Consider the following 22634-nt stretch of genomic DNA (forward strand, 5'->3'; position numbering starts at 1 on the left):
AAGGTTTATGACAGTTTTATGACACGAAAGAAAACTCTTTTCACCTTGTGAAAAATCAATAAGTTAGAAGTGAAAGTAACAATAGCCTGGCAGAAAAATTTTCTTTCTGTGACAGTTTAAAAATAGCTGAAGATGAGAGAGGGGATAGAAAAATGCCCTGCGAAAGCAGGGCATCAGATTGTTGACAAAGCGCGCGTTGTTCATGCCGGATGCGGCGTGAACGCCTTATCCGGCCTACAAAATCGTACAAATTCAATATATTGCAGTAACCTCGTAGGCCTGATAAGCGTAGCACATCAGACAGTTTTGCGTTTGTCAGCAGTCACATGCCCCGCTTACGCAGGGCATCTGTTAATTACTCAACCGTAACCGATTTCGCCAGGTTACGCGGCTGATCAACGTCGGTGCCTTTAATCAGCGCGACGTGGTAAGCCAGTAGCTGCAGCGGAACGGTGTAGAAGATCGGTGCAATCACCTCTTCCACATGCGGCATCTCGATGATGTGCATGTTATCGCTGCTGACAAAACCAGCGTCCTGATCGGCGAAGACATACAACTGACCGCCACGCGCACGAACTTCTTCAATGTTGGATTTCAGTTTTTCCAACAGTTCGTTATTCGGTGCAACAACGATAACCGGCATATCGGCGTCAATCAACGCCAGCGGACCGTGTTTCAGTTCACCCGCAGCGTAGGCTTCAGCATGAATGTAAGAGATCTCTTTCAGCTTCAATGCGCCTTCCAGCGCGATGGGGTACTGATCGCCACGGCCCAGGAACAGCGCGTGATGTTTGTCAGAGAAATCTTCCGCCAGGGCTTCGATACGTTTGTCCTGAGACAGCATCTGCTCAATACGGTTTGGCAGCGCCTGCAGACCGTGAACAATATCGTGCTCAATAGAAGCATCGAGGCCTTTCAGACGAGACAGTTTCGCCACCAGCATCAACAGTACGGTGAGCTGGGTAGTGAACGCTTTGGTCGATGCCACACCGATTTCCGTGCCAGCATTGGTCATCAGCGCCAGATCGGATTCACGTACCAGAGAGGAACCAGGCACGTTACAGATAGCCAGCGAGCCCAGATATCCCAGTTCTTTCGACAGACGCAGACCTGCCAGGGTATCCGCCGTTTCGCCAGACTGTGACAGAGTGATCATCAGGCTATTGCGGCGTACAGCGGATTTGCGATAGCGGAATTCAGAAGCGATTTCAACATCGCATGGAATGCCCGCCAGCGATTCAAACCAGTAGCGGGACACCATACCGGAGTTGTACGAAGTACCGCAGGCGAGGATCTGAATATGCTCAACCTTCGACAACAACTCGTCTGCTTTCGGGCCCAGCTCGCTAAAATCCACCTGACCGTGATTGATACGCCCGGTAAGGGTGTTTTTGATCGCGTTCGGCTGTTCATAGATCTCTTTCTGCATATAGTGGCGATAGATACCTTTATCACCTGCGTCATATTGCAGATTAGATTCGACATCCTGACGTTTCACTTCCGCGCCAGATTTATCGAAGATGTTTACCGAACGACGAGTAATTTCCGCAATATCGCCCTCTTCAAGGAAGATAAAGCGACGGGTCACTGGCAACAGCGCCAGCTGGTCAGAAGCGATAAAGTTTTCGCCCATACCGAGACCAATCACCAGCGGGCTACCAGAACGTGCCGCCAGCAGGGTATCCGGGTGGCGGGAGTCCATGATTACCGTACCGTACGCGCCACGCAGTTGCGGGATGGCACGCAGAACAGCTTCACGTAGAGTGCCGCCCTGTTTCAGTTCCCAGTTCACCAGGTGTGCAATTACTTCGGTGTCGGTTTCAGAAACGAAGGTATAACCACGCGCTTTTAACTCTTCACGCAGTGGTTCATGGTTTTCGATGATGCCGTTATGCACCACCACAATGTGTTCAGAAACATGCGGATGCGCATTCGCTTCTGAAGGTTCGCCGTGGGTCGCCCAGCGAGTGTGAGCAATACCGGTGCCGCCATGCAAAGGATGTTCTTCCGCGGCCTGGGCCAGCATCTGTACTTTACCGAGGCGACGCAAACGAGTCATATGACCTTCTGCATCAACCACTGCCAGACCAGCGGAATCATAACCGCGGTATTCCAGACGACGTAAACCTTCAAGAAGGATTTCAGCTACATCACGTTGCGCTATCGCGCCAACAATTCCACACATATTTTTTGATTCCGATTGATATCGTTGTCGGTCAACCTGTATGCCCGTTTTTTCGGGCGCCCCGAGCCTTGTAGAGAGTGGGGTTATTTTTATCGTTACTGCCTGTAGGTGGGAGATTATGTTATCTCCTCATCCCGAAAAGATCGGATTACCCGATCTCAATTACTTTTTCTTAACCGGACGACGCCAGCCTTCTTTTTGTGCCTGCGGCACACGGCTGATTGCCAGGGCATTTTCACCGACATTGCGCGTGACGGTGGTGCCAGCGGCAATCGTTGCGCCTTTACCCACCGTTACCGGAGCAACCAGTTGTGTATCAGAACCGACAAACACATCGTCGCCGATAATGGTCTTAAATTTGTTCGCGCCGTCGTAGTTGCAGGTAATGGTACCCGCGCCAATGTTAACGTTATCACCAATTTCAGCATCGCCCAGGTAAGTCAGATGACCGGCTTTAGAGCCTTTACCCAAACGCGCTTTTTTCATCTCAACGAAGTTACCGACGTGTGCGCCCTCCAGTAACTCAGCGCCAGGACGCAGACGGGCAAACGGGCCAATAGTACAGGCCGCCGCCAGATTCGCATCTTCCACGACGGTATATGGGCTAATTTCGCAATCATCGCCAATCACGCTGTTTTTAATCACGCAACCGGTGCCGATTTTCACACGATTGCCGAGAGTGACATTGCCTTCGATGATAACGTTAGTATCAATTTCAACATCACGCCCGTGAGTAAGCGAACCACGCAGATCAAAACGCGCCGGATCGCGCAGCATAACACCAGCCAGTAGCAGTTTTTCAGCCTGCTCAGACTGGTAAACGCGCTCCAGACGAGAGAGCTGCAGGCGGTTATTCACGCCTTCAACTTCGCTTAAACGTTGCGGATGAACAGCAACAATTTCACGCCCTTCCTGATACGCCAACGCAATAATGTCGGTGATGTAGTATTCGCCCTGCGCGTTATTGTTGGTCAACTTCGCCAGCCAGCGTTTCATATCCGCACCGTTGGCGATCAGAATACCGGTGTTGATCTCCTGAATCTGACGCTGCTCGTCGGTGGCATCTTTATGCTCAACAATGCCGGTAACTTTGCCGTTTTCACGCGTGATGCGACCATAGCCGGTCGGATCGTCGAGTTTCACCGTCAGAAGACCAATACCGCCCTGTGGTTTAGCGTCACGCAGGCGCTGGAGTGTTTCGACAGAGATCAGCGGCACATCGCCATAGAGCATTAAAATGTCTTCATCATCGGCAAAGAAAGGCGCGGCTTGCTGCATTGCATGGCCAGTACCCAATTGCTCTGCCTGAAGCACCCAGTTCAGGTTGTCATCTTTTAGCGTCTGTTTAAGCAGATCGCCGCCGTGGCCGTACACCAGGTGAACATGCGCTGCACCTAATTCATTCGCAGCATCAATGACATGCTGCACCATTGCTTTCCCGGCAAGGGTGTGCAGCACTTTCGGAAGATCGGAATACATGCGAGTGCCTTTGCCCGCGGCAAGGATCACTACGCTCATAGCATTATTCAACATACGCGTCCTGACTGTAATTTGAGAACGAATTTAAACCGCTTCACATTGAAAAAACTACATTTTTTTCATCGTGAAATGGACAGGGGATAAATTGTTCAATACTGGATTATCCCCGCCTGCAAAAGAGCCATTTTCGGCTATCGCCACGCCTTTTGTCTTCAGAAAAATAAGGCACGGCCTTCATTTAAGCGTCAGGCTGATGTTTTTGCTCTTATTTCGATCAATGAATAAACGGGAAAACCAGCGAATGATTTCGCTGGTTTATACAGACAGGTTTAATTGCGAGACATGAAAATACGCAGGACATACCAGAACATGGTAGCGATAGAAGCAAAGAGATGTAGCGCCGCGCCTGCCGGACGATCGGTGGGGTAATGATGAATAATGTTGGATGTGTCATACAGCACGAACCCGGCACACAACAGCACCATTGCCGCAGAGAACCAGACGCCCAGTGAGAAACCACAAATGATGCTGGCAATAATAGCCCCGAAAGCGATAAAGCCCGCCATAGTTAAAAAAGAGCGCATGAAAGAGAAATCTTTTTTGGTCGTAAAGGCTGTAAATGTCAAGCCGCCCACCAGCAGCCCTGTGGTAATGCTCGCCGCACCAATAATTGCCGGGTCAATATATACAGCCAGTCTCAACAAGGGAGCAAATATTAACGCTTCCGCTAAAACGTAAATCCCCAGACCAAGTAACTGCGTCCGATTCGACTCCACATTATCCGCCAGACGAGTCGCCAGCATGCTGACCACAATGAAAGCGCCAAGAACCACCAGCCAGCCAAACTGACCTCCATTCATCAAGATCCTGAGCAGCATTTTGCTGATACCGCTAAACAGGAATAATGCACTCAGGAAGATGAATCCCACTACCGCGCCAGCAAGATGCAGATAGGCCCGGCGGATAAAGGTGGCGCGATCGGTTATCTCAACCGGTTGGATCCATTCAAAAGATGGTTTAAAAGACATGTTTATGATCCCTCATATAATTACAACAAAAATAGTAACAAGAGGGACAATATCACTATGCAGAAAGGGAGACAATTAACGACCAGAAAAGACACTAATCTTTTGAAAATTGATAAAAAATTTATATATTTTTGCGTGATTCATCATTAAAAAAGCCAGCCTGTTTCCAGACTGGCTTTTGTGTTTTTCAAGCCGGTGTTACATCGCTTTTTTAGTCAACTCGATAACGCGCAACTGCGCGATCGCTTTGGCCAGTTCCGCAGACGCCTGAGCGTAATCTACGTCGCCGTGAGAGCTGTTAATGTGCTCTTCCGCTTTGCGTTTCGCTTCCATGGCTCGCGCTTCGTCGAGATCCTGGCCGCGAATTGCAGTGTCGGCCAGAACGGTCACGTTGCCGGGCTGCACTTCAAGAATGCCGCCAGACAGATAGATAAACTCTTCGTGACCGTGCTGTTTCACGATGCGAATCATACCAGGCTTAATGGCGGTGAGCAGCGGCGCGTGGCCCGGATAAATTCCCAGTTCACCTTCGCTACCCGTTACCTGGATTTTCTCGACCAGACCAGAGAACATTTGTTGCTCTGCGCTGACGACGTCCAGGTGGTAAGTCATTGCCATATCACCCTCCGATTAAGGCGTTAAAGTTTTTTGGCTTTTTCCACAGCTTCTTCGATGGAACCGACCATGTAGAACGCCTGCTCCGGCAGGTGATCGTATTCGCCTTCCATGATGCCTTTAAAGCCACGGATGGTGTCTTTCAGGGAGACGTATTTACCCGGAGAACCGGTGAATACTTCTGCCACGAAGAACGGCTGGGACAGGAAGCGCTGGATCTTACGAGCGCGTGCTACCACCAGTTTGTCTTCTTCAGACAGTTCATCCATACCCAGGATGGCGATGATATCTTTCAGTTCCTGATAACGTTGCAGGATGGACTGTACACCACGCGCGGTGTCGTAGTGTTCCTGACCAACCACCAGCGGGTCCAGCTGACGGCTGGTGGAGTCCAGCGGGTCAACGGCCGGGTAGATACCCAGAGACGCGATCTGACGGCTCAGTACCACGGTTGCGTCAAGGTGCGCAAAGGTGGTTGCCGGAGACGGGTCAGTCAAGTCATCCGCAGGTACGTATACCGCCTGTACGGAGGTGATAGAACCGGTTTTGGTGGAGGTGATACGTTCCTGCAGAACGCCCATCTCTTCCGCCAGGGTCGGCTGATAACCTACCGCTGAAGGCATACGACCCAGCAGTGCGGATACTTCCGTACCGGCCAGGGTGTAACGATAGATGTTGTCAACGAACAGCAGAACGTCACGACCTTCGTCACGGAATTTCTCAGCCATGGTCAGGCCGGTCAGAGCAACGCGCAGACGGTTTCCCGGCGGCTCGTTCATCTGGCCATACACCAGGGATACTTTGTCGATAACGTTGGAGTCGGTCATTTCGTGGTAGAAGTCGTTACCCTCACGAGTACGTTCACCTACGCCCGCAAACACTGAATAACCGGAGTGCTCGATCGCGATGTTACGAATAAGCTCCATCATGTTTACGGTTTTACCTACACCCGCACCACCGAACAGACCGACTTTACCGCCCTTAGCGAACGGACACATCAGGTCGATAACTTTGATACCGGTTTCCAGCAGTTCCTGAGAGTTTGACAGCTCTTCGTAGGAAGGTGCTGCGCGGTGAATCGCCCAACGCTCTTCTTCACCGATTTCGCCTTTCATGTCGACCGGTTCGCCCAGTACGTTCATGATACGGCCCAGAGTCGCTTTACCTACCGGGACTTCGATCGGGTGTTCGAGGTCTTTTACATCCAGACCGCGACGCAGACCGTCGGAGGAACCCATTGCGATGGTACGCACGATACCGCCGCCGAGCTGCTGCTGAACTTCCAGCACCAGACGCTCATTACCATTTTGCACCTCAAGAGCATCGTACACGCGCGGTACGGCATCCTGAGGGAATTCGACGTCAACTACGGCGCCGATTACCTGGACAATCTTTCCAGTAGCCATCTTAAATCCTCTACGAAATAACCTGTTTAAACCGCGGCGGCCCCCGAGACGATCTCGGTGAGTTCCTGAGTAATGCTGGCCTGACGAGCTTTGTTGTATACCAACTGCAGCTCTTTAATCAGGCTGCCGCCATTGTCGGTCGCGGCTTTCATCGCCACCATACGGGCGGCCTGCTCGCTGGCCAGGTTTTCAACCACGCCCTGATAAACCTGAGATTCGACATAACGACGCAGCAGGGTATCCAGCAACGCCTTCGGATCGGGTTCGTACAGGTAATCCCAGGATTTATGCTTCAGATCATCATCATCTGACGCCGGTAACGGCAGCAGCTGGCTGATGGTCGGAACCTGAGACATGGTGTTAATAAATTTGTTGCTGACAATGTAAAGCTTGTCCAGACGGCCTTCGTCGTAGGCCTGCAACATCACTTTTACCGGACCGATCAGTTCGGACAGGGAAGGGTTATCCCCCATGCCGGTGACCTGGGCAACAACATTGCCGCCCACGGAGTTGAAGAACGACACGCCTTTCGAGCCGATCATTGCGAGGTCGCATTGAACGCCTTTGTCGGTCCAGGTCTTCATTTCCGCCAACAGTTTTTTGAACAGATTAATGTTCAAACCACCGCACAAACCACGGTCGGTCGACACCACCAGGTAGCCCACGCGTTTAACGTCGCGTTCTTCCAGGTAAGGGTGCTTATATTCCAGATTACCGTGTGCAAGGTGACCAATCACTTTGCGCATGGTCTCTGCATAAGGACGGCTGGCCGCCATGCGATCCTGCGATTTACGCATTTTGGAAGCGGCGACCATCTCCATCGCTTTAGTGATCTTTTGCGTGTTCTGGACGCTTGCGATCTTACTACGTATCTCTTTTGCGCCGGCCATGAGCTTCTCCTCAATGCCTTGCGGCCTGCCCTAAGGCAAGCCGCCAGACGTTACCAGGATTGGGTTGCTTTGAAGGAATCGAGGATGCCTTTCAGCTTGCCTTCGATTTCGTCGTTGTAGCCACCGGTCTGGTTGATCTCTTGCATCAACGGAGCGTGATCACGGTCGACGTAAGCCAGCAGAGCGGCTTCGAAGCTGCCGATTTTCGACAGTTCAACATCCGCCAGGTAGCCACGTTCTGCTGCGAACAGAACCAGAGACTGTTGCGCAACGGACATCGGCGCATACTGTTTCTGTTTCAGCAGTTCGGTCACTTTCTGACCGTGGTCAAGCTGCTTACGCGTTGCATCGTCAAGGTCGGATGCAAACTGAGAGAACGCTGCCAGTTCACGATACTGCGCCAGCGCGGTACGGATACCACCGGACAGTTTTTTCATGATCTTGGTCTGTGCTGCACCACCAACACGGGATACGGAAATACCCGGGTTAACCGCAGGACGAATACCGGCGTTGAACAGGTTGGTTTCAAGGAAGATCTGACCATCGGTAATGGAGATTACGTTGGTCGGAACGAACGCAGAAACGTCACCCGCCTGAGTTTCGATAATCGGCAGCGCGGTCAGAGAACCGGTTTTCCCTTTCACTTCACCTTTGGTGAAGGCTTCAACGTATTCGGCGTTAACACGCGCAGCACGCTCCAGCAGACGAGAGTGGAGGTAGAATACGTCGCCCGGGAATGCTTCACGTCCTGGCGGACGACGGAGCAGCAGGGAGATCTGACGGTAAGCAACAGCCTGTTTAGACAGGTCATCGTAAATGATCAGCGCATCTTCACCGCGGTCACGGAAGTATTCGCCCATTGCGCAACCAGCGTACGGTGCCAGGTATTGCAGTGCAGCGGATTCAGACGCGGTTGCTACCACAACGATGGTGTTAGCCAGTGCGCCGTGCTCTTCCAGTTTACGTACCACATTAGAAATGGTGGACGCTTTCTGGCCGATAGCGACATAGATACATTTGATACCGGAATCGCGCTGATTGATGATGGCATCGATAGCCAGTGCGGTTTTACCGGTCTGACGGTCACCGATGATCAATTCACGCTGACCACGACCGATTGGGATCATGGAGTCAACGGCTTTATAACCGGTCTGTACCGGCTGATCTACGGACTGACGTTCGATAACGCCCGGAGCGATAGCTTCTACAGCAGAGAAGCCGTCGTGATCCAGCGGACCCTTACCGTCGATTGGCGCACCCAGCGTGTTAACCACACGGCCCAGCAGGCCTCGGCCAACCGGAACTTCCAGGATACGGCCAGTACACTTAACTTTCATGCCTTCGGCAAGGTCAGCGTACGGACCCATAACGACCGCACCTACAGAGTCGCGCTCAAGGTTCAGTGCGATAGCATAACGGTTACCCGGCAGGGAGATCATTTCACCCTGCATACAATCGGCCAGGCCGTGGATGCGGATAACACCGTCACTTACAGAAACAATAGTACCTTCGTTGTGAGCTTCACTCACAACATTGAACTGAGCAATGCGCTGCTTGATCAGTTCGCTGATTTCGGTGGAATTCAGTTGCATGCTCCAGTCCCCTTAAGACTGCAAGACGTCTGCAAGGCGCTCAAGACGACCGCGTACGCTGCCATCAATGACCATATCACCCGCCCGGATGATAACGCCTGCCATTACAGACTTATCGATTTTGCAATTCAGCTTAACTTTGCGTGACAGACGTTTTTCCATCGCAGCAGAAATTTTCGCGAGCTGTTGTTCACTTAGCGCGGTAGCAGAAATGACGTCTACCTCGGCGGTAGCCTCACTCGCGGCGCGTAGGTGAATAAACTGTTCCAGAACTTCCGGAAGCACTTTCAGACGACCATTTTCAGCCATCACCCGAATCAGGTTCTGACCGTGTTCGTCCAGTTGCTCACCACAGACTGCGATAAACGACTCGGCGAGCGTTTCTGGCGCCAGTGCGCCAGAGAGAAGCTCTGCCATTTGTTCGTTTTTGGTTACCTCGGCGGCAAACGCCAGCATGTCCTGCCAGCGCTCTACACTTTGGTGTTCGACGGCAAAGTCAAAAGCTGCTTTGGCGTAGGGGCGAGCTACCGTAATAAATTCAGACATCAGCCCCTCCCTCCTTACAGTTCAGCGACAAGTTTATCCACGATGTCGCTGTTAGCAGCTTCATCCACGGAACGTTCGATGATCTTCTCGGCGCCAGCAACAGCCAGGATAGCAACTTGCTTACGCAGCTCTTCACGGGCACGTTTACGCTCGGCTTCAATTTCCGCCTGCGCCTGGGCCACGATTTTAGTACGTTCCTGTTCTGCTTCAGCTTTTGCTTCGTCCAGAATCTGAGAGCGACGTTTGTTCGCCTGCTCAATGATTACCTGGGCTTCAGCTTTCGCTTTTTTCAGCTGGTCGGTCGCGTTGGCCTGTGCAAGGTCCAAATCCTTTTTAGCTCGTTCAGCAGAAGCAAGACCGTCAGCAATTTCTTTTTGACGTTTTTCGATGGCAGCCATTAATGGCGGCCATACATACTTCATGCAGAACAGAACGAACAGGACAAACGCGATGGCCTGGCCGAGGATTGTTGCGTTAAGATTCACAGCACAATGCCTCTATTTAGTTAACGTTCTGATATTGCTCTTTAAATAAAAGCAACGCTTACTACGCGACAGCGAACATCACGTACAGACCCAGACCTACAGCGATCATCGGGATAGCATCCACCAGACCCATAACGATAAAGAACTGAGTACGCAGCAGAGGAATCAGATCAGGTTGACGCGCTGCGCCTTCCAGGAATTTACCCCCGAGGATGCCGATACCGATCGCAGCACCGATTGCCGCCAGACCCATCATCACAGCGGCAGCCATGTACAGCAGATCCATATTCAGGTTTTCCATGACAGTCTCCAGTTTGTTTCAGTTAAAACGTAGTAGTGTTGGTAAATTAATGCTCTTCAGACGCCATCGACAGATAGACAATCGTCAGAACCATGAAGATGAAGGCTTGCAGCGTAATAATCAGGATGTGGAAAATGGCCCACGGCACATTCAGAACCCACTGTGACCACCACGGCAACAGACCAGCAATCAGAATGAAAATCAGCTCACCCGCGTACATGTTACCGAACAGTCGCAAACCGAGTGAAACAGGTTTGGACAGCAGGCTTACCCCTTCAAGGATTAAGTTGACAGGGATGAACGCCCAGTGATTGAACGGCTGCAGCGTCAACTCTTTCGTGAAGCCGCCGATGCCTTTCATTTTGATGCTGTAGAACAGAATCAGGATAAATACGCCCAGTGCCATAGACAGCGTTACGTTCACGTCAGCAGACGGAACCACACGCAGTGCCGGCAGCCCCAGTACATGCTCAGCAATGTACGGCAGCAGATCGATAGGCAGTAAATCCATCAGGTTCATCAGGAATACCCAGACGAAAATCGTCAGGGCCAGCGGAGCAATCAGCTTGCTTTTGCCATGGTACATATCTTTCACGCTACCATTAACAAAGCCGATTACCAGCTCAATCGCGGTCTGAAACTTACCCGGTACGCCGCTGGTCGCCTTTCTGGCTACGCTACGGAATAAAACCAGGAACAACAGACCCAGCACCACCGAGAAGAACATGGAGTCAATATTAATTGTCCAGAAGGTGGCTGGGGGGTTATGCGGATCCACCAGCGAGAATGTACGCAGGTCCAGCTGAAGGTTGTTCAGGTGGTGTCCTATGTAATCCTGCGGCGTCATATTTTCTGAAGCCATGATGCCTTTTACCCTTTGTTGTTAATTACAGCCGGCGCCAGTATCTGAACCACCAGCACCAAAACCCACGTAACGATCAGCGGCAAGAATACCGCCTTCAAAACAGCCAACGCCACCACAAGTAAAACCAACATCGCCAAAACTTTGCAAGCTTCGCCGAAAGCGAATGTCCAGGCCACCCGGCCTTTCGCTGGTGTATGCGCCTGGTGACGCCAGGCAAATATCATAAACAAAACATTAGGCAGAAAGACTGCCAGGCCTCCGCTTAACGCAGAGACGCCCCAGAAGGGGTCTTTGAGGCTGAACAGCAATCCACTTGCTATCGCCGCCAGTAACTGAACGAGCAGAAGCTTCCGAGCAACGTTTCGACTCAAGAGCGACACAGGCATCACGTTTTTCACTCCTGCTCCCTTCGAGGTATGCCGCGTGTCGTATAAAACTTTCTTTAAGGCTTAGAGTCAAGCATCAAAAAGCGGTCAAATTATACGGTGCGCCCCGGTGATTTCAAACAATAAGTAGCCAAAAGGTGAATAAATGTTTAAATATTTTTCCAGTGTATACAATTGCGACTTTTCGGCTAACCGTGATGGATCATAGAAAACTGTAAATAACGTGGAAACACTGGCAATAAAGCGTGCTTCAGATCACATATCGAGCATGTTCGCGCGTAGCATATTTATTTACTTGGCAAATGGTGCCATTGCAAGTTTCTGATATTTCAGTCTAAAAATAGACACTGTTTTTATAAATGACATTTACACAACAAAAACCACCCATTGACATTCTTAATAGTACCTTAACAGTCAATTATGGTTCTTAGCGCCAATTTTTAGCAGACTGATATTTTCACCGGAAACTCATTTCCTGTTTACCCAAAAAAGCCACGTTACTTCGTTGATGTAAAAAAGTGAACGTGGCGTTAAATGTTACCAGTTATATCAGTAAAAAACCTGTCTGTTGTTAACAGACTAACCAGCAAAATTTTTATGATTTTTTTGATAAAAATTAAATTTTATTTGGTTTAATCACCACCAGGTGGCGTTCACCGTCCAGAGCGGGAACCTGAAGTTTAATCACTGATTCGACCTGATATTCTGCTGGCAACAGCGCAATTTCATCTTCCGGCATTTGGCCTTTCAGCGCATAGAAACGGCCCTTCTCGCCCGGAAGATGGTGACACCAACTCACCATATCGTTCAATGAAGCAAAAGCCCGGCTAATTACGCCATCAAACGGCGGCTCTGATGGGAACTCTTCAACCCGGCTTTGTACCGGCGCAATATTCTCCAGCTTAAGTTCATGTTGAACCTGACGAAGGAAACGCACGCGTTTACCGAGACTATCCAGCAGCGTGAAATGGGCTTCAGGACGCACAATGGAAAGCGGTATGCCAGGCAACCCCGGTCCGGTACCGACATCGATAAAACGTTCACCTTGTAGATACGGCGCCACGACAATGCTGTCGAGAATATGGCGTACCAGCATCTCGTTAGGATCGCGTACCGAGGTCAGGTTGTACGCCTTATTCCATTTATGCAGCATATTCACATAGGCAATAAGCTGGTTTTTCTGGTGATCGGTAAGCGAAATTCCTGCGTCTTTCAGCAGAGATGAGAGTTTATTGAGCACGGTGATTACCTGTTCTTGATGCGTTGCCTGATAAGCACTTACTTATCAGGCATTTTTTAATGCGTTATGCGCTACGACGCAGCATACCTTGTTTTTTCAGCCATACCAGCAGAATGGAGATAGCAGCAGGCGTGATGCCGGAAATACGCGAAGCCTGACCGATAGAAGCAGGTTTGTGATCATTAAGTTTGGCGATCACTTCGTTAGACAAACCGGAAACCTGACGATAATCCAGCGTCGCAGGCAGTAGCGTGTTCTCGTTTCGCTGCTGCTTTTCGATCTCATCTTGCTGACGAGCAATATAACCTTCGTATTTCACCTGAATCTCAACCTGCTCCGCCGCCTGCTCATCTCTTAACGCAGGAGCAAACGGTACCAGGCTGGTTAATTTTTCATAGGTCATTTCCGGGCGGCGCAGCAGATCTTCACCGCTGGCTTCACGGGAAAGCGGTGTCGTCAGGTGAGCATTCACTTCGGCTGCGGCTTCTGCTGATGGCGTCACCCAGGTTGACTTCAGACGCTGACGCTCACGCTCAATGTTCTCAAGTTTCTCATTAAATCGCGCCCAACGTTCGTCATCAACCAGACCCAGCTCGCGACCCATTTCAGTCAGACGCAGGTCGGCGTTATCTTCGCGCAGCATCAGGCGATATTCCGCACGCGAGGTAAACATACGATACGGTTCTTTCGTCCCAAGAGTACAAAGGTCGTCCACCAGTACGCCGAGGTAAGCCTGGGAACGCGCCGGCGCCCAACCTTCTTTATCAGCAGACAAGCGGGCGGCGTTCAGGCCAGCCAGCAAACCTTGTGCAGCAGCTTCTTCATAACCGGTAGTGCCGTTAATCTGACCTGCAAAGAACAAGCCTTCGATAAACTTACTCTCCAGCGTCGGTTTCAGATCACGCGGGTCGAAGAAATCATACTCAATGGCATAACCCGGACGCACAATCTTCGCGTTTTCCATTCCCTTCATGGAACGGACGATTTGCATCTGCACATCGAACGGCAGGCTGGTGGAGATACCATTTGGATATATTTCGTTAGAGGTCAACCCTTCCGGCTCGAGGAAGATTTGATGTTGATTTCTGTCAGCGAAACGCATGACTTTATCTTCGATCGATGGACAGTAACGAGGACCAACACCTTCGATCACGCCAGCATACATCGGGCTACGATCGAGGTTACTGCGGATCACGTCATGGGTTTTCTCGTTGGTATAAGTGATATAGCACGGTACCTGTTGCGGATGTTGCGCTACATTGCCCATGAACGAAAACACTGGCATTGGATTATCGCCATGCTGTTGCGCAAGCACGCTAAAGTCGATAGTACGAGCATCAATGCGCGGTGGTGTACCGGTTTTCAGACGACCAACGCGCAGCGGCAGTTCGCGTAAACGACGAGAGAGCGGAATGGACGGCGGATCGCCAGCACGGCCTCCGCTGTAGTTATCCAGACCGATATGAATTTTACCGTCAAGGAAAGTCCCGACAGTAAGCACAACCGCTTTGGCTCGGAATTTCAGCCCCATCTGGGTAACAGCGCCAACCACACGATCATTTTCGACAATCAGATCTTCGACCGCCTGTTGGAAGATCATCAGGTTCGGCTGGTTCTCCAGTGCTGTGCGTACTGCCTGGCGATACAGTACACGATCTGCTTGTGCCCGAGTGGCGCGAACCGCCGGGCCTTTGCTGGCGTTTAGTATCCTAAACTGAATACCTGCCTGATCGATTGCTTTCGCCATCAAACCGCCGAGCGCATCCACTTCTTTTACCAGATGTCCCTTCCCAATACCGCCGATCGCCGGGTTGCAGCTCATCTGCCCCAGAGTGTCGATATTGTGTGTCAAAAGCAGAGTCTGTTGACCCATACGCGCCGCAGCCATCGCGGCCTCGGTGCCTGCATGACCCCCGCCAATGATGATGACGTCAAAAGGATCCGGATAAAACATGGTGATTGCCTCGCATAACGCGGTATGAAAATGGATTGAAGCCCGGGCCGTGGATTCTACTCAACTTTGTCGGCTTGAGAAAGACCCGGGATCCTGGGTATTAAAAAGAAGATCTTTTTATTTAGAGATCTGTTCTATTGTGATCTCTTATTAGGATCGCAGTACCCTGTGGATAACAAGGATCTGACTTTTAAGATCAACAACCTGGTAAGGATCATTAGCTGTGAATGATCGGTGATCCTGGTCCGTATAAGCTGGGATCAGAATGAGGGGTTATGCACAACTCAAAAACTGAACAGACGTTGTTCTTTGGATAACTACCGGTTGATCCAAGCTTCCTACCAGAGTTATCCACATGCGATCGCACGATCTGTATACTTATTTGAGTAAATTAATCCACGATCCCAGCCATTCTTCTGCCGGATCTTCCGGAATGTCATGATCAAGGATGTTGATCTTCAGTGTTTCACCTATCTGTTTCGCACCTGCATTTTTGAGTTCAGCGTCAAGTTTATCGATCGCTCCACAAAAAGTGTCGTATTCGCGACTGCCAATGCCGATTGCGCCAAAGCGTACTGCAGAAAGATCGGGATTCTGTTCCTGCAACGCTTTATAGAAAGGAGAAAGGTTGTCTGGAATATCTCCGGCACCGTGGGTAGAACTGATAACCAACCAGATCCCGGCGGCAGATAACTCTTCTAGTAGCGGGCCATGTAGCGTTTCGGTGGTAAAACCTGCCTCTTCCAGCTTTTCAGCCAGGTGTTCTGCTACATATTCGGCACCGCCGAGGGTGCTGCCGCTGATAAGAGTGATATCCGCCATAAACCGCCACCTTATATTAAGAGTGGCGTATTGTACGCTGTGAACGCGCTGGGATCTACCTGTGGAAAAGTATGGGATTAAAAAAGCCGATCATGGCTTGATAGTACGCATGATTGGGTTCTGCAGAACGATCAGAGTCTCGGTGGATTGAATTTCATCAATTGTTTGGATCTTGTTGATAAGTACATGCTGAAGGGCGTCGATTGAGCGACACATTACTTTAATAAAGATGCTGTAGTGGCCGGTGGTGTAATAGGCTTCGGTAACTTCATCGAGGCTTTCCAGTTTTGCCAGTGCGGAAGGATAGTCTTTGGCGCTCTTTAATATAATGCCGATAAAGCAACCTACGTCGTAACCGAGTTGTTTAGGGCTAACATCAATACGCGCGCCGGTAATGATCCCCGCCTGCTTCATTTTCTCTACACGAACGTGAATGGTTCCAGGGCTTACGCCGAATTGTTTCGCCAGTTCAGCGTAAGCAGTACGCGCATTGCCCATCAATGCTTCCAGGATACCGCGATCCAGATTGTCGATTTGATAATTTTCCATAGGATTTTCTTATGTATATTGATGATTCTTTCTATTTTAGCTTTGTTTTTTGATGAATCAAAAGTAAGTAAAGCTTTTTATTGAATGGTTATTGCGTATGAGCCATTTTTTGTTGCTTAATCATAAGCAACAGGACGCAGGAGTATAAAAAATGAAAACCGCTTACATTGCCAAACAACGTCAAATTAGCTTCGTGAAATCTCACTTTTCTCGCCAACTGGAAGAACGCTTAGGGCTGATTGAAGTCCAGGCGCCAATCCTTAGTCGTGTAGGAGATGGCACGCAGGATAACTTGTCAGGCTGTGAAAAAGCGGTGCAGGTAAAAGTGAAAGCGCTGCCTGATGCCCAGTTCGAAGTGGTTCATTCACTGGCGAAGTGGAAACGTCAGACCTTAGGGCAACACGACTTCAGCGCGGGCGAAGGGCTGTACACGCATATGAAAGCCCTTCGCCCCGATGAAGACCGTCTTTCCCCGCTGCACTCGGTCTATGTTGACCAGTGGGACTGGGAACGCGTAATGGGCGACGATGAGCGTCAATTTTCCACCTTGAAAAGCACGGTAGAGGCGATCTGGGCGGGAATTAAAGCAACCGAAGCTGCTGTTAGCGAAGAGTTTGGTCTGGCGCCGTTCTTGCCGGATCAGATCCACTTCGTACACAGCCAGGAGTTACTGTCTCGTTACCCGGGTCTTGATGCCAAAGGGCGTGAACGTGCAATTGCAAAAGATCTTGGCGCGGTATTCCTTGTCGGGATTGGCGGCAAGTTGAGTGATGGTCACCGTCACGATGTGCGTGCACCGGATTATGATGACTGGAGCACCCCTTCTGAGCTGGGGTATGCGGGTCTGAACGGCGATATTCTGGTCTGGAACCCGGTACTGGAAGATGCGTTTGAGCTTTCTTCAATGGGGATTCGCGTGGATGCCGACACGCTGAAACATCAACTGGCGCTGACCGGTGACGAAGATCGCCTGGAGCTGGAGTGGCATCAGGCGCTGTTGCGCGGTGAAATGCCGCAGACTATCGGCGGTGGGATCGGCCAGTCTCGTTTAACCATGCTACTGCTGCAACTGCCGCATATCGGCCAGGTTCAGTGCGGTGTCTGGCCAACGCAGGTCCGTGAAAGCGTTCCTTCCCTGCTGTAATTTTATCGCCGCCAGCGTCTGAGCAGGCGGCTACGTATCCCGGTATCAAAGCGCCAGATATGATCGAAAATGCGCATGATGCCGGGTTTGCCGTGCGCCGACATAGCTACAGCATGAAAGCGATGCTGATGTACCCGCTGCAACTCTTTCACTTTACTCATCACGTCGTCAGGCAATCGCTGGGCGATAAAATCAGAAATCACTACCGCATCGGCGTCAAACCATTCCCGACTTTGTAAGCGTTCCATTATGGCGCGAAAACAACTGGCAAGATCGGTGCCGCCACGAAACTGCTGACTTAAAAAACGGATCGCTTGTTCGATGCCTTGCGGGCCTGATAGTTCATAACGGACTATTTCGGTGGAAAATAACATAATAAAGCAGCGACGATTTTCAGCGAGGGCAATGCGCATTAGCGCCAGACAAAACGCCTTCGCACATTGTTCGTTAAAGCCGCCCATTGAGCCGGATGTATCGACACAGACGATAAACGGCCCGCGCGGCTGTTCGTCGTAATCTTTATGAACCACCGGACGTTCAATAACTTTCTCGCGCCATGATTCACCATGCAGGCGATAGGTGAGCAACTGCTTTTCCACCAGCCGACGGTAAAATTCATATTCCAGTTCGGTGATCCCCAGCGTCGCCAGTTCTGGCGGAAGTAACCGTAAAATATCATCGCTTTGTTGCAGGCCATCAACCTGTTCAGGGACGGTCGCCGGTTCGCGCACCATTGTACGGAAGGTTTCCATTTGTGCGTCATTACGCGGTATCGATTTTGCCTCCCGCGAGCGACCGAGTTGTTCTGCCAGACGTTTCAGTTCCGGCTGTTCGTTAAGAAATTCACCATATTTCACAATCAACTGATAGTCGCCGCGTTTGAGTTGTCCGGCACTCATATCCCACAGGCGACCGGCTGCGGTGTTGTTTTCTGCCAGAACCGGTTCAAGCTGGCCGCTTAGCGTCATTCGTTCCTGAACTTCGCTCAACAGTTGTTCGCGCTCTTCTTCTAACAACTGCTGATTTAAGGCCGTTGCTTGCACGATCAGGTTTAAGCGCCAACGCTGGAGAAAAAGTGTGTGTAATGCTGGAGTGATAGTGCTGTTAGTATCAACCAACTGCTGGGCTTGCCCGGCCCAGGGAGAGTGCAGGCGATGCAGTAAGCCCAGAATCTGCGGTAGTTGCACAATAAACTGCGGTGTGGAAAGAAGCTGGCTTTGTTGATAGCACATCACCTCTTCGGTGAGCTCTGCTGGGACGGTTGCGTCCTTCAGACGACGACGCAACGTCTCACGCCAGCGGGGAATATCATCCGTAATTGCCGCCTTCAGCCGCGGGAATTTTTCGAAAAAGACCACTAGCTGTGGTGAGGCCAGCAACGCGATGATCATATCTTCGAGCAATCCTTCTTCGCTGACGGCCAGCATTACATTGAGTGTATCCAGGTTCAGCATTATTGTAGCGCCTGGCGAATCTGGGTGCCGACATCCTGTAGGCTGGCTTCGATACGGCCTAACCAGTCATTATGGATAAACAGACATTTTTGTTGATCGTTGAACAGGGCGCGTTGCTTATGCCAGTCGCTTTCAAGTTCTTCCAGTTGTTGTTTGATTTCGTCCGGTAGACCTTCCGCGGATGTGCCGGGTAGCGCCAGCGTACTCCCCTGTAAACTCACATCACGTACAACAAGATGCTGGGCGCTATCTACTTCCATATTCAGCTTCTGGGCAAATCCGATACCATTTAATTTGCCGCGAATCTCGCCGCCTTTGTTCAGCCACTGTTCCAGCGCGCTGCGCTCAAAAGCGATATGTACGACTTCCATATCATGCAGTTTTAGCGGTTTTTGCAGTAGCAGGGTCAGAGTGGGCGCCGTAACGTCGACAGGAAGTTGATACTGCGGACGACGACTGAATATGCCGCCCAGACGAATTACCGTAAAGGCTGTTTTATCTCTTTGTTGCTGCTGGAGTTGCAGGTGGCGCTGTACAATCGCACCCAGCCGCGTCAACATGCCTTGTTGCTGCCATGCGTGACCGGTCATCAATACGTCAATTTGTTGTTGAATCAAATTCAGGCTTTGGGCGTCATACCACAGGCAATCTTTCAGCAAGATGAGATCAACCGGGGCAACCGCATTACGATCGCTAAAAAAGGCGCTGGCTTGTAGTAAACGGATCGCTTTTTTCCAGCGACGATCGGAAATGTAAGGGGCATCCGGCAATTTATCCAGTTGCTGGCGCAGCATAAAAATCAGCTCAAATACATGATCGGGCAGCGTAATTTCACTAATCTCTTTTTGCCAGCGTTCATACTCTTCGTCCGTAACTTGCAATGCAGGTGGAACCGGATTGTCGTTTTCATCCTGTTGGCCAGTCAGCATGGAGCGGAAATTCGCTTTATCCTGCACTTTATCTAACCACAGACGAATCAGCATACGGTCATACAATGCTTCCAGGCTGCTGTCTGCTTCTGGCAGTTCGTTGGAAGCAGCCATCAGCAGGCGCATAGGAATTTTTTCAACATGGGCGCCATTGCGGAAGTGACGTTCATTAATGGCTGTCAGAAGAGTGTTAAGTATCGCCGGACCCGCTTTCCAGATCTCATCAAGAAAGACGATTTCCGCTTCCGGCAGGTATCCGCAGGTTAAACGCTCATAGCGACCTTCATCTTTTAATGCCTGAATAGAAAGCGGACCAAAAACTTCTTCCGGGGTGGAGAAACGGGTCATCAGATATTCAAAAGCGCGCGCATTCTGGAAAGCGAATTTTAAACGCCGGGCAATCAGACTTTTTGCAATACCTGGCGGGCCGAGCAGGAACACGCTTTCGCCGCTTAATGCCGCTAATAAACACAGGCGGATGGCGTGGCTACGTTCATAAAGTCCCTTTTCCAGCGCACTGCTTAGACGGGAAATTCTTTCCGCTAATAAATGAGGGTGAGCCATAATGAAGTTGTGTCCTTTCGCCAAAAGTTCTGTGTAAACTGCGAGTATAGACGTTTCTTGTTGGTGGCTAAAAGAGTCTCAAAGGAGGGCTATTTTTCTTTGAGCCAGGTTAATGTGCCCGCATTTAGGTGTACGATTTTGCTATTAATCGTGCATACTGTGCGCTTTTTTGTGGGCCAAGGGACTACGCACACATTTCATATTTCAACGAAAGACTAGTCTATGAGCACTGATAATAAGCAATCGTTGCCCGCGATAACCCTCGCGGCGATTGGAGTTGTCTACGGCGATATTGGTACCAGCCCTCTATATACGCTTCGTGAATGTTTGTCCGGTCAGTTTGGTTTTGGCGTTGAACGCGATGCCGTGTTTGGCTTTTTATCGCTGATCTTCTGGCTGCTAATCTTTGTGGTTTCCATTAAATATCTCACCTTCGTCATGCGTGCGGATAATGCCGGAGAAGGGGGAATTCTGACGTTGATGTCGCTTGCCGGGCGTAATACATCGGCGCGAACGACCTCATTGTTGGTGATTATGGGGTTAATTGGCGGCAGTTTTTTCTACGGTGAAGTCGTCATAACACCCGCTATTTCGGTGATGTCCGCTATCGAAGGTCTGGAAATCATCGCCCCGCAACTGGATACCTGGATAGTTCCCCTCTCAATTATCGTTCTCACTTTACTGTTTATGATTCAAAAACATGGCACCGCCATGGTTGGTAAGCTGTTTGCGCCGATCATGCTGACCTGGTTTTTGATTCTGGCAGGGCTGGGCTTGCGCGGTATTATTGCCAATCCAGAAGTGCTGCATGCCTTAAACCCAATGTGGGCGGTTCATTTCTTCCTTGAGTATAAAACCGTCTCTTTCATTGCATTAGGTGCGGTAGTGCTGTCAATCACCGGCGTTGAGGCGTTGTATGCGGATATGGGGCACTTTGGCAAGTTTCCGATTCGCCTGGCGTGGTTCACCGTTGTATTACCGTCTTTAACGCTCAACTACTTCGGGCAGGGGGCGCTGCTGTTAAAGAATCCAGAAGCAATTAAGAATCCCTTCTTCCTGCTGGCGCCGGACTGGGCGCTGATCCCGCTGCTGATTATCGCCGCACTGGCGACAGTAATTGCCTCGCAGGCGGTGATTTCTGGTGTTTTTTCGCTCACGCGTCAGGCGGTACGTCTGGGATATTTGTCGCCCATGCGCATTATTCACACTTCAGAGAGAGAGTCCGGGCAAATCTATATTCCGTTTATTAACTGGTTGCTTTATGCCGCTGTCGTTATTGTGATTGTCAGCTTTAAGCACTCCAGCAACCTGGCGGCGGCGTACGGGATTGCGGTGACCGGAACAATGGTTCTGACCTCTATTCTTTCGACCACCGTGGCGCGCCACAATTGGCACTGGAATAAGTACTTTGTCGCGCTGATCCTGATTGCCTTCCTGTGTGTGGATATTCCACTGTTTACCGCTAACCTCGATAAACTGCTCTCCGGTGGCTGGTTGCCTCTGAGTCTCGGGACGGTGATGTTTATCGTGATGACTACCTGGAAGAGTGAGCGTTTCCGCCTGCTGCGACGGATGCACGAACATGGCAACTCTCTGGAAGCGATGATTGCTTCGCTGGAGAAATCACCGCCCGTTCGCGTGCCCGGGACCGCGGTGTATATGTCGCGTGCAATCAACGTTATTCCCTTTGCGCTGATGCATAACCTGAAACATAACAAGGTATTGCATGAGCGGGTTATTCTGTTAACTCTGCGCACCGAAGACGCGCCATATGTCCATAACGTCCGTCGGGTACAGATTGAACAGCTTTCGCCGACCTTCTGGCGTGTGGTGGCAAGTTACGGTTGGCGAGAGACGCCAAATGTGGAAGAAGTCTTCCATCGCTGTGGCCTGGAAGGGTTAAGTTGCCGAATGATGGAAACTTCCTTCTTTATGTCACATGAATCTCTCATCCTCGGTAAACGACCGTGGTACTTACGTCTGCGCGGCAAACTGTATCTGCTGCTGCAACGTAATGCACTGCGCGCGCCGGATCAGTTTGAAATTCCACCAAACCGGGTTATTGAACTGGGTACTCAAGTAGAGATTTAACCCTAAACGCCTCCTTTTTTCATAAAAGGAGGCGTTTTTATTTTCATGTTTACTCACGATGTAAAACGTTTCGATGTTGATCACATTTCTGTAACGTCGCGATAGTTTT

Annotated in this window: 20 protein-coding genes; 2 read left to right on the forward strand and 18 right to left on the reverse strand. The window is 50.5% G+C overall.

Annotation, left to right across the window (positions count from 1 at the left end; translation table 11 throughout):
* Nucleotides 1-355: 355 nt before the first annotated feature.
* From glmS to asnC, 16 genes are all read right to left on the reverse strand, one after another.
* On the reverse strand, nucleotides 356-2185 hold the full coding sequence (gene glmS, locus PS053_RS14340) for a glutamine--fructose-6-phosphate transaminase (isomerizing) (protein ID WP_256879376.1): 1830 nt from the start codon (nucleotides 2183-2185) through the stop codon (nucleotides 356-358).
* A gap of 162 nt (nucleotides 2186-2347) precedes the next feature.
* The gene (glmU, locus tag PS053_RS14345; protein ID WP_000933755.1) at nucleotides 2348-3718 is read right to left on the reverse strand and encodes a bifunctional UDP-N-acetylglucosamine diphosphorylase/glucosamine-1-phosphate N-acetyltransferase GlmU; all 1371 of its coding nucleotides are present in this window, start codon (nucleotides 3716-3718) and stop codon (nucleotides 2348-2350) included.
* 275 nt (nucleotides 3719-3993) lie between these two features.
* The gene (locus PS053_RS14350) at nucleotides 3994-4692 is read right to left on the reverse strand and encodes a Bax inhibitor-1/YccA family protein (RefSeq protein ID WP_000008705.1); all 699 of its coding nucleotides are present in this window, start codon (nucleotides 4690-4692) and stop codon (nucleotides 3994-3996) included.
* Nucleotides 4693-4890: 198 nt separating this feature from the next.
* The gene (locus PS053_RS14355) at nucleotides 4891-5310 is read right to left on the reverse strand and encodes a F0F1 ATP synthase subunit epsilon (RefSeq protein ID WP_001251963.1); all 420 of its coding nucleotides are present in this window, start codon (nucleotides 5308-5310) and stop codon (nucleotides 4891-4893) included.
* A 20-nt stretch (nucleotides 5311-5330) separates the two neighbouring features.
* Nucleotides 5331-6713, reverse strand: coding sequence for a F0F1 ATP synthase subunit beta (atpD, locus tag PS053_RS14360; protein ID WP_000190506.1), 1383 nt, complete (start codon nucleotides 6711-6713; stop codon nucleotides 5331-5333).
* 26 nt (nucleotides 6714-6739) lie between these two features.
* Nucleotides 6740-7603: a F0F1 ATP synthase subunit gamma gene (gene atpG / locus PS053_RS14365; RefSeq protein ID WP_000896501.1), complete on the reverse strand. Its 864-nt coding sequence runs from the start codon at nucleotides 7601-7603 to the stop codon at nucleotides 6740-6742.
* A 50-nt stretch (nucleotides 7604-7653) separates the two neighbouring features.
* A complete protein-coding gene (gene atpA / locus PS053_RS14370) occupies nucleotides 7654-9195 on the reverse strand; it encodes a F0F1 ATP synthase subunit alpha (protein WP_001176745.1) in 1542 nt (513 codons plus the stop codon).
* A 12-nt stretch (nucleotides 9196-9207) separates the two neighbouring features.
* Nucleotides 9208-9741 carry a F0F1 ATP synthase subunit delta gene (atpH, locus tag PS053_RS14375; protein WP_025238028.1) on the reverse strand — a complete coding sequence of 178 codons (534 nt, stop codon included), beginning with the start codon at nucleotides 9739-9741 and terminating at the stop codon, nucleotides 9208-9210.
* A 14-nt stretch (nucleotides 9742-9755) separates the two neighbouring features.
* On the reverse strand, nucleotides 9756-10226 hold the full coding sequence (atpF, locus tag PS053_RS14380; protein WP_001052221.1) for a F0F1 ATP synthase subunit B: 471 nt from the start codon (nucleotides 10224-10226) through the stop codon (nucleotides 9756-9758).
* Between the two features lie 61 nt (nucleotides 10227-10287).
* Nucleotides 10288-10527, reverse strand: coding sequence for a F0F1 ATP synthase subunit C (gene atpE / locus PS053_RS14385; protein WP_000429386.1), 240 nt, complete (start codon nucleotides 10525-10527; stop codon nucleotides 10288-10290).
* 46 nt (nucleotides 10528-10573) lie between these two features.
* Nucleotides 10574-11389 (reverse strand): F0F1 ATP synthase subunit A, encoded by an 816-nt coding sequence (atpB, locus tag PS053_RS14390; protein WP_000135619.1) that lies wholly within the window; start codon nucleotides 11387-11389, stop codon nucleotides 10574-10576.
* A gap of 8 nt (nucleotides 11390-11397) precedes the next feature.
* Entirely contained in the window at nucleotides 11398-11778 is a 381-nt protein-coding gene (atpI, locus tag PS053_RS14395; protein ID WP_024164882.1) for a F0F1 ATP synthase subunit I, read from the reverse strand.
* Between the two features lie 616 nt (nucleotides 11779-12394).
* A complete protein-coding gene (gene rsmG / locus PS053_RS14400; RefSeq protein WP_000932855.1) occupies nucleotides 12395-13018 on the reverse strand; it encodes a 16S rRNA (guanine(527)-N(7))-methyltransferase RsmG in 624 nt (207 codons plus the stop codon).
* 64 nt (nucleotides 13019-13082) lie between these two features.
* Nucleotides 13083-14972, reverse strand: a complete 1890-nt coding sequence (gene mnmG / locus PS053_RS14405; protein WP_000499805.1) for a tRNA uridine-5-carboxymethylaminomethyl(34) synthesis enzyme MnmG — start codon at nucleotides 14970-14972, stop codon at nucleotides 13083-13085.
* A gap of 378 nt (nucleotides 14973-15350) precedes the next feature.
* A complete protein-coding gene (gene mioC, locus PS053_RS14410; RefSeq protein ID WP_000763752.1) occupies nucleotides 15351-15794 on the reverse strand; it encodes an FMN-binding protein MioC in 444 nt (147 codons plus the stop codon).
* 90 nt (nucleotides 15795-15884) lie between these two features.
* The gene (asnC, locus tag PS053_RS14415) at nucleotides 15885-16343 is read right to left on the reverse strand and encodes a transcriptional regulator AsnC (RefSeq protein WP_000433019.1); all 459 of its coding nucleotides are present in this window, start codon (nucleotides 16341-16343) and stop codon (nucleotides 15885-15887) included.
* A gap of 151 nt (nucleotides 16344-16494) precedes the next feature.
* Here asnC and asnA point away from each other — a divergent pair, with 151 nt between their 5' ends.
* On the forward strand, nucleotides 16495-17487 hold the full coding sequence (gene asnA, locus PS053_RS14420) for an aspartate--ammonia ligase (protein WP_059215346.1): 993 nt from the start codon (nucleotides 16495-16497) through the stop codon (nucleotides 17485-17487).
* Nucleotides 17488-17489: 2 nt separating this feature from the next.
* Here the strand turns inward: asnA and viaA are convergent, their stop codons facing one another.
* Nucleotides 17490-18941 carry an ATPase RavA stimulator ViaA gene (gene viaA, locus PS053_RS14425; RefSeq protein WP_000933178.1) on the reverse strand — a complete coding sequence of 484 codons (1452 nt, stop codon included), beginning with the start codon at nucleotides 18939-18941 and terminating at the stop codon, nucleotides 17490-17492.
* Nucleotides 18941-20434, reverse strand: coding sequence for an ATPase RavA (gene ravA / locus PS053_RS14430; RefSeq protein ID WP_000940972.1), 1494 nt, complete (start codon nucleotides 20432-20434; stop codon nucleotides 18941-18943). The genes viaA and ravA overlap by 1 nt, the downstream gene beginning before the upstream one ends.
* A 222-nt stretch (nucleotides 20435-20656) precedes the next feature.
* On the opposite strand from ravA, the gene kup reads away from it, so the two are divergent.
* Nucleotides 20657-22525, forward strand: a complete 1869-nt coding sequence (gene kup / locus PS053_RS14435; RefSeq protein WP_059217659.1) for a low affinity potassium transporter Kup — start codon at nucleotides 20657-20659, stop codon at nucleotides 22523-22525.
* Nucleotides 22526-22634 lie beyond the last annotated feature (109 nt).

It is taken from the genome of Escherichia albertii (assembly GCF_028622335.1).
GTDB lineage: Bacteria > Pseudomonadota > Gammaproteobacteria > Enterobacterales > Enterobacteriaceae > Escherichia > Escherichia albertii.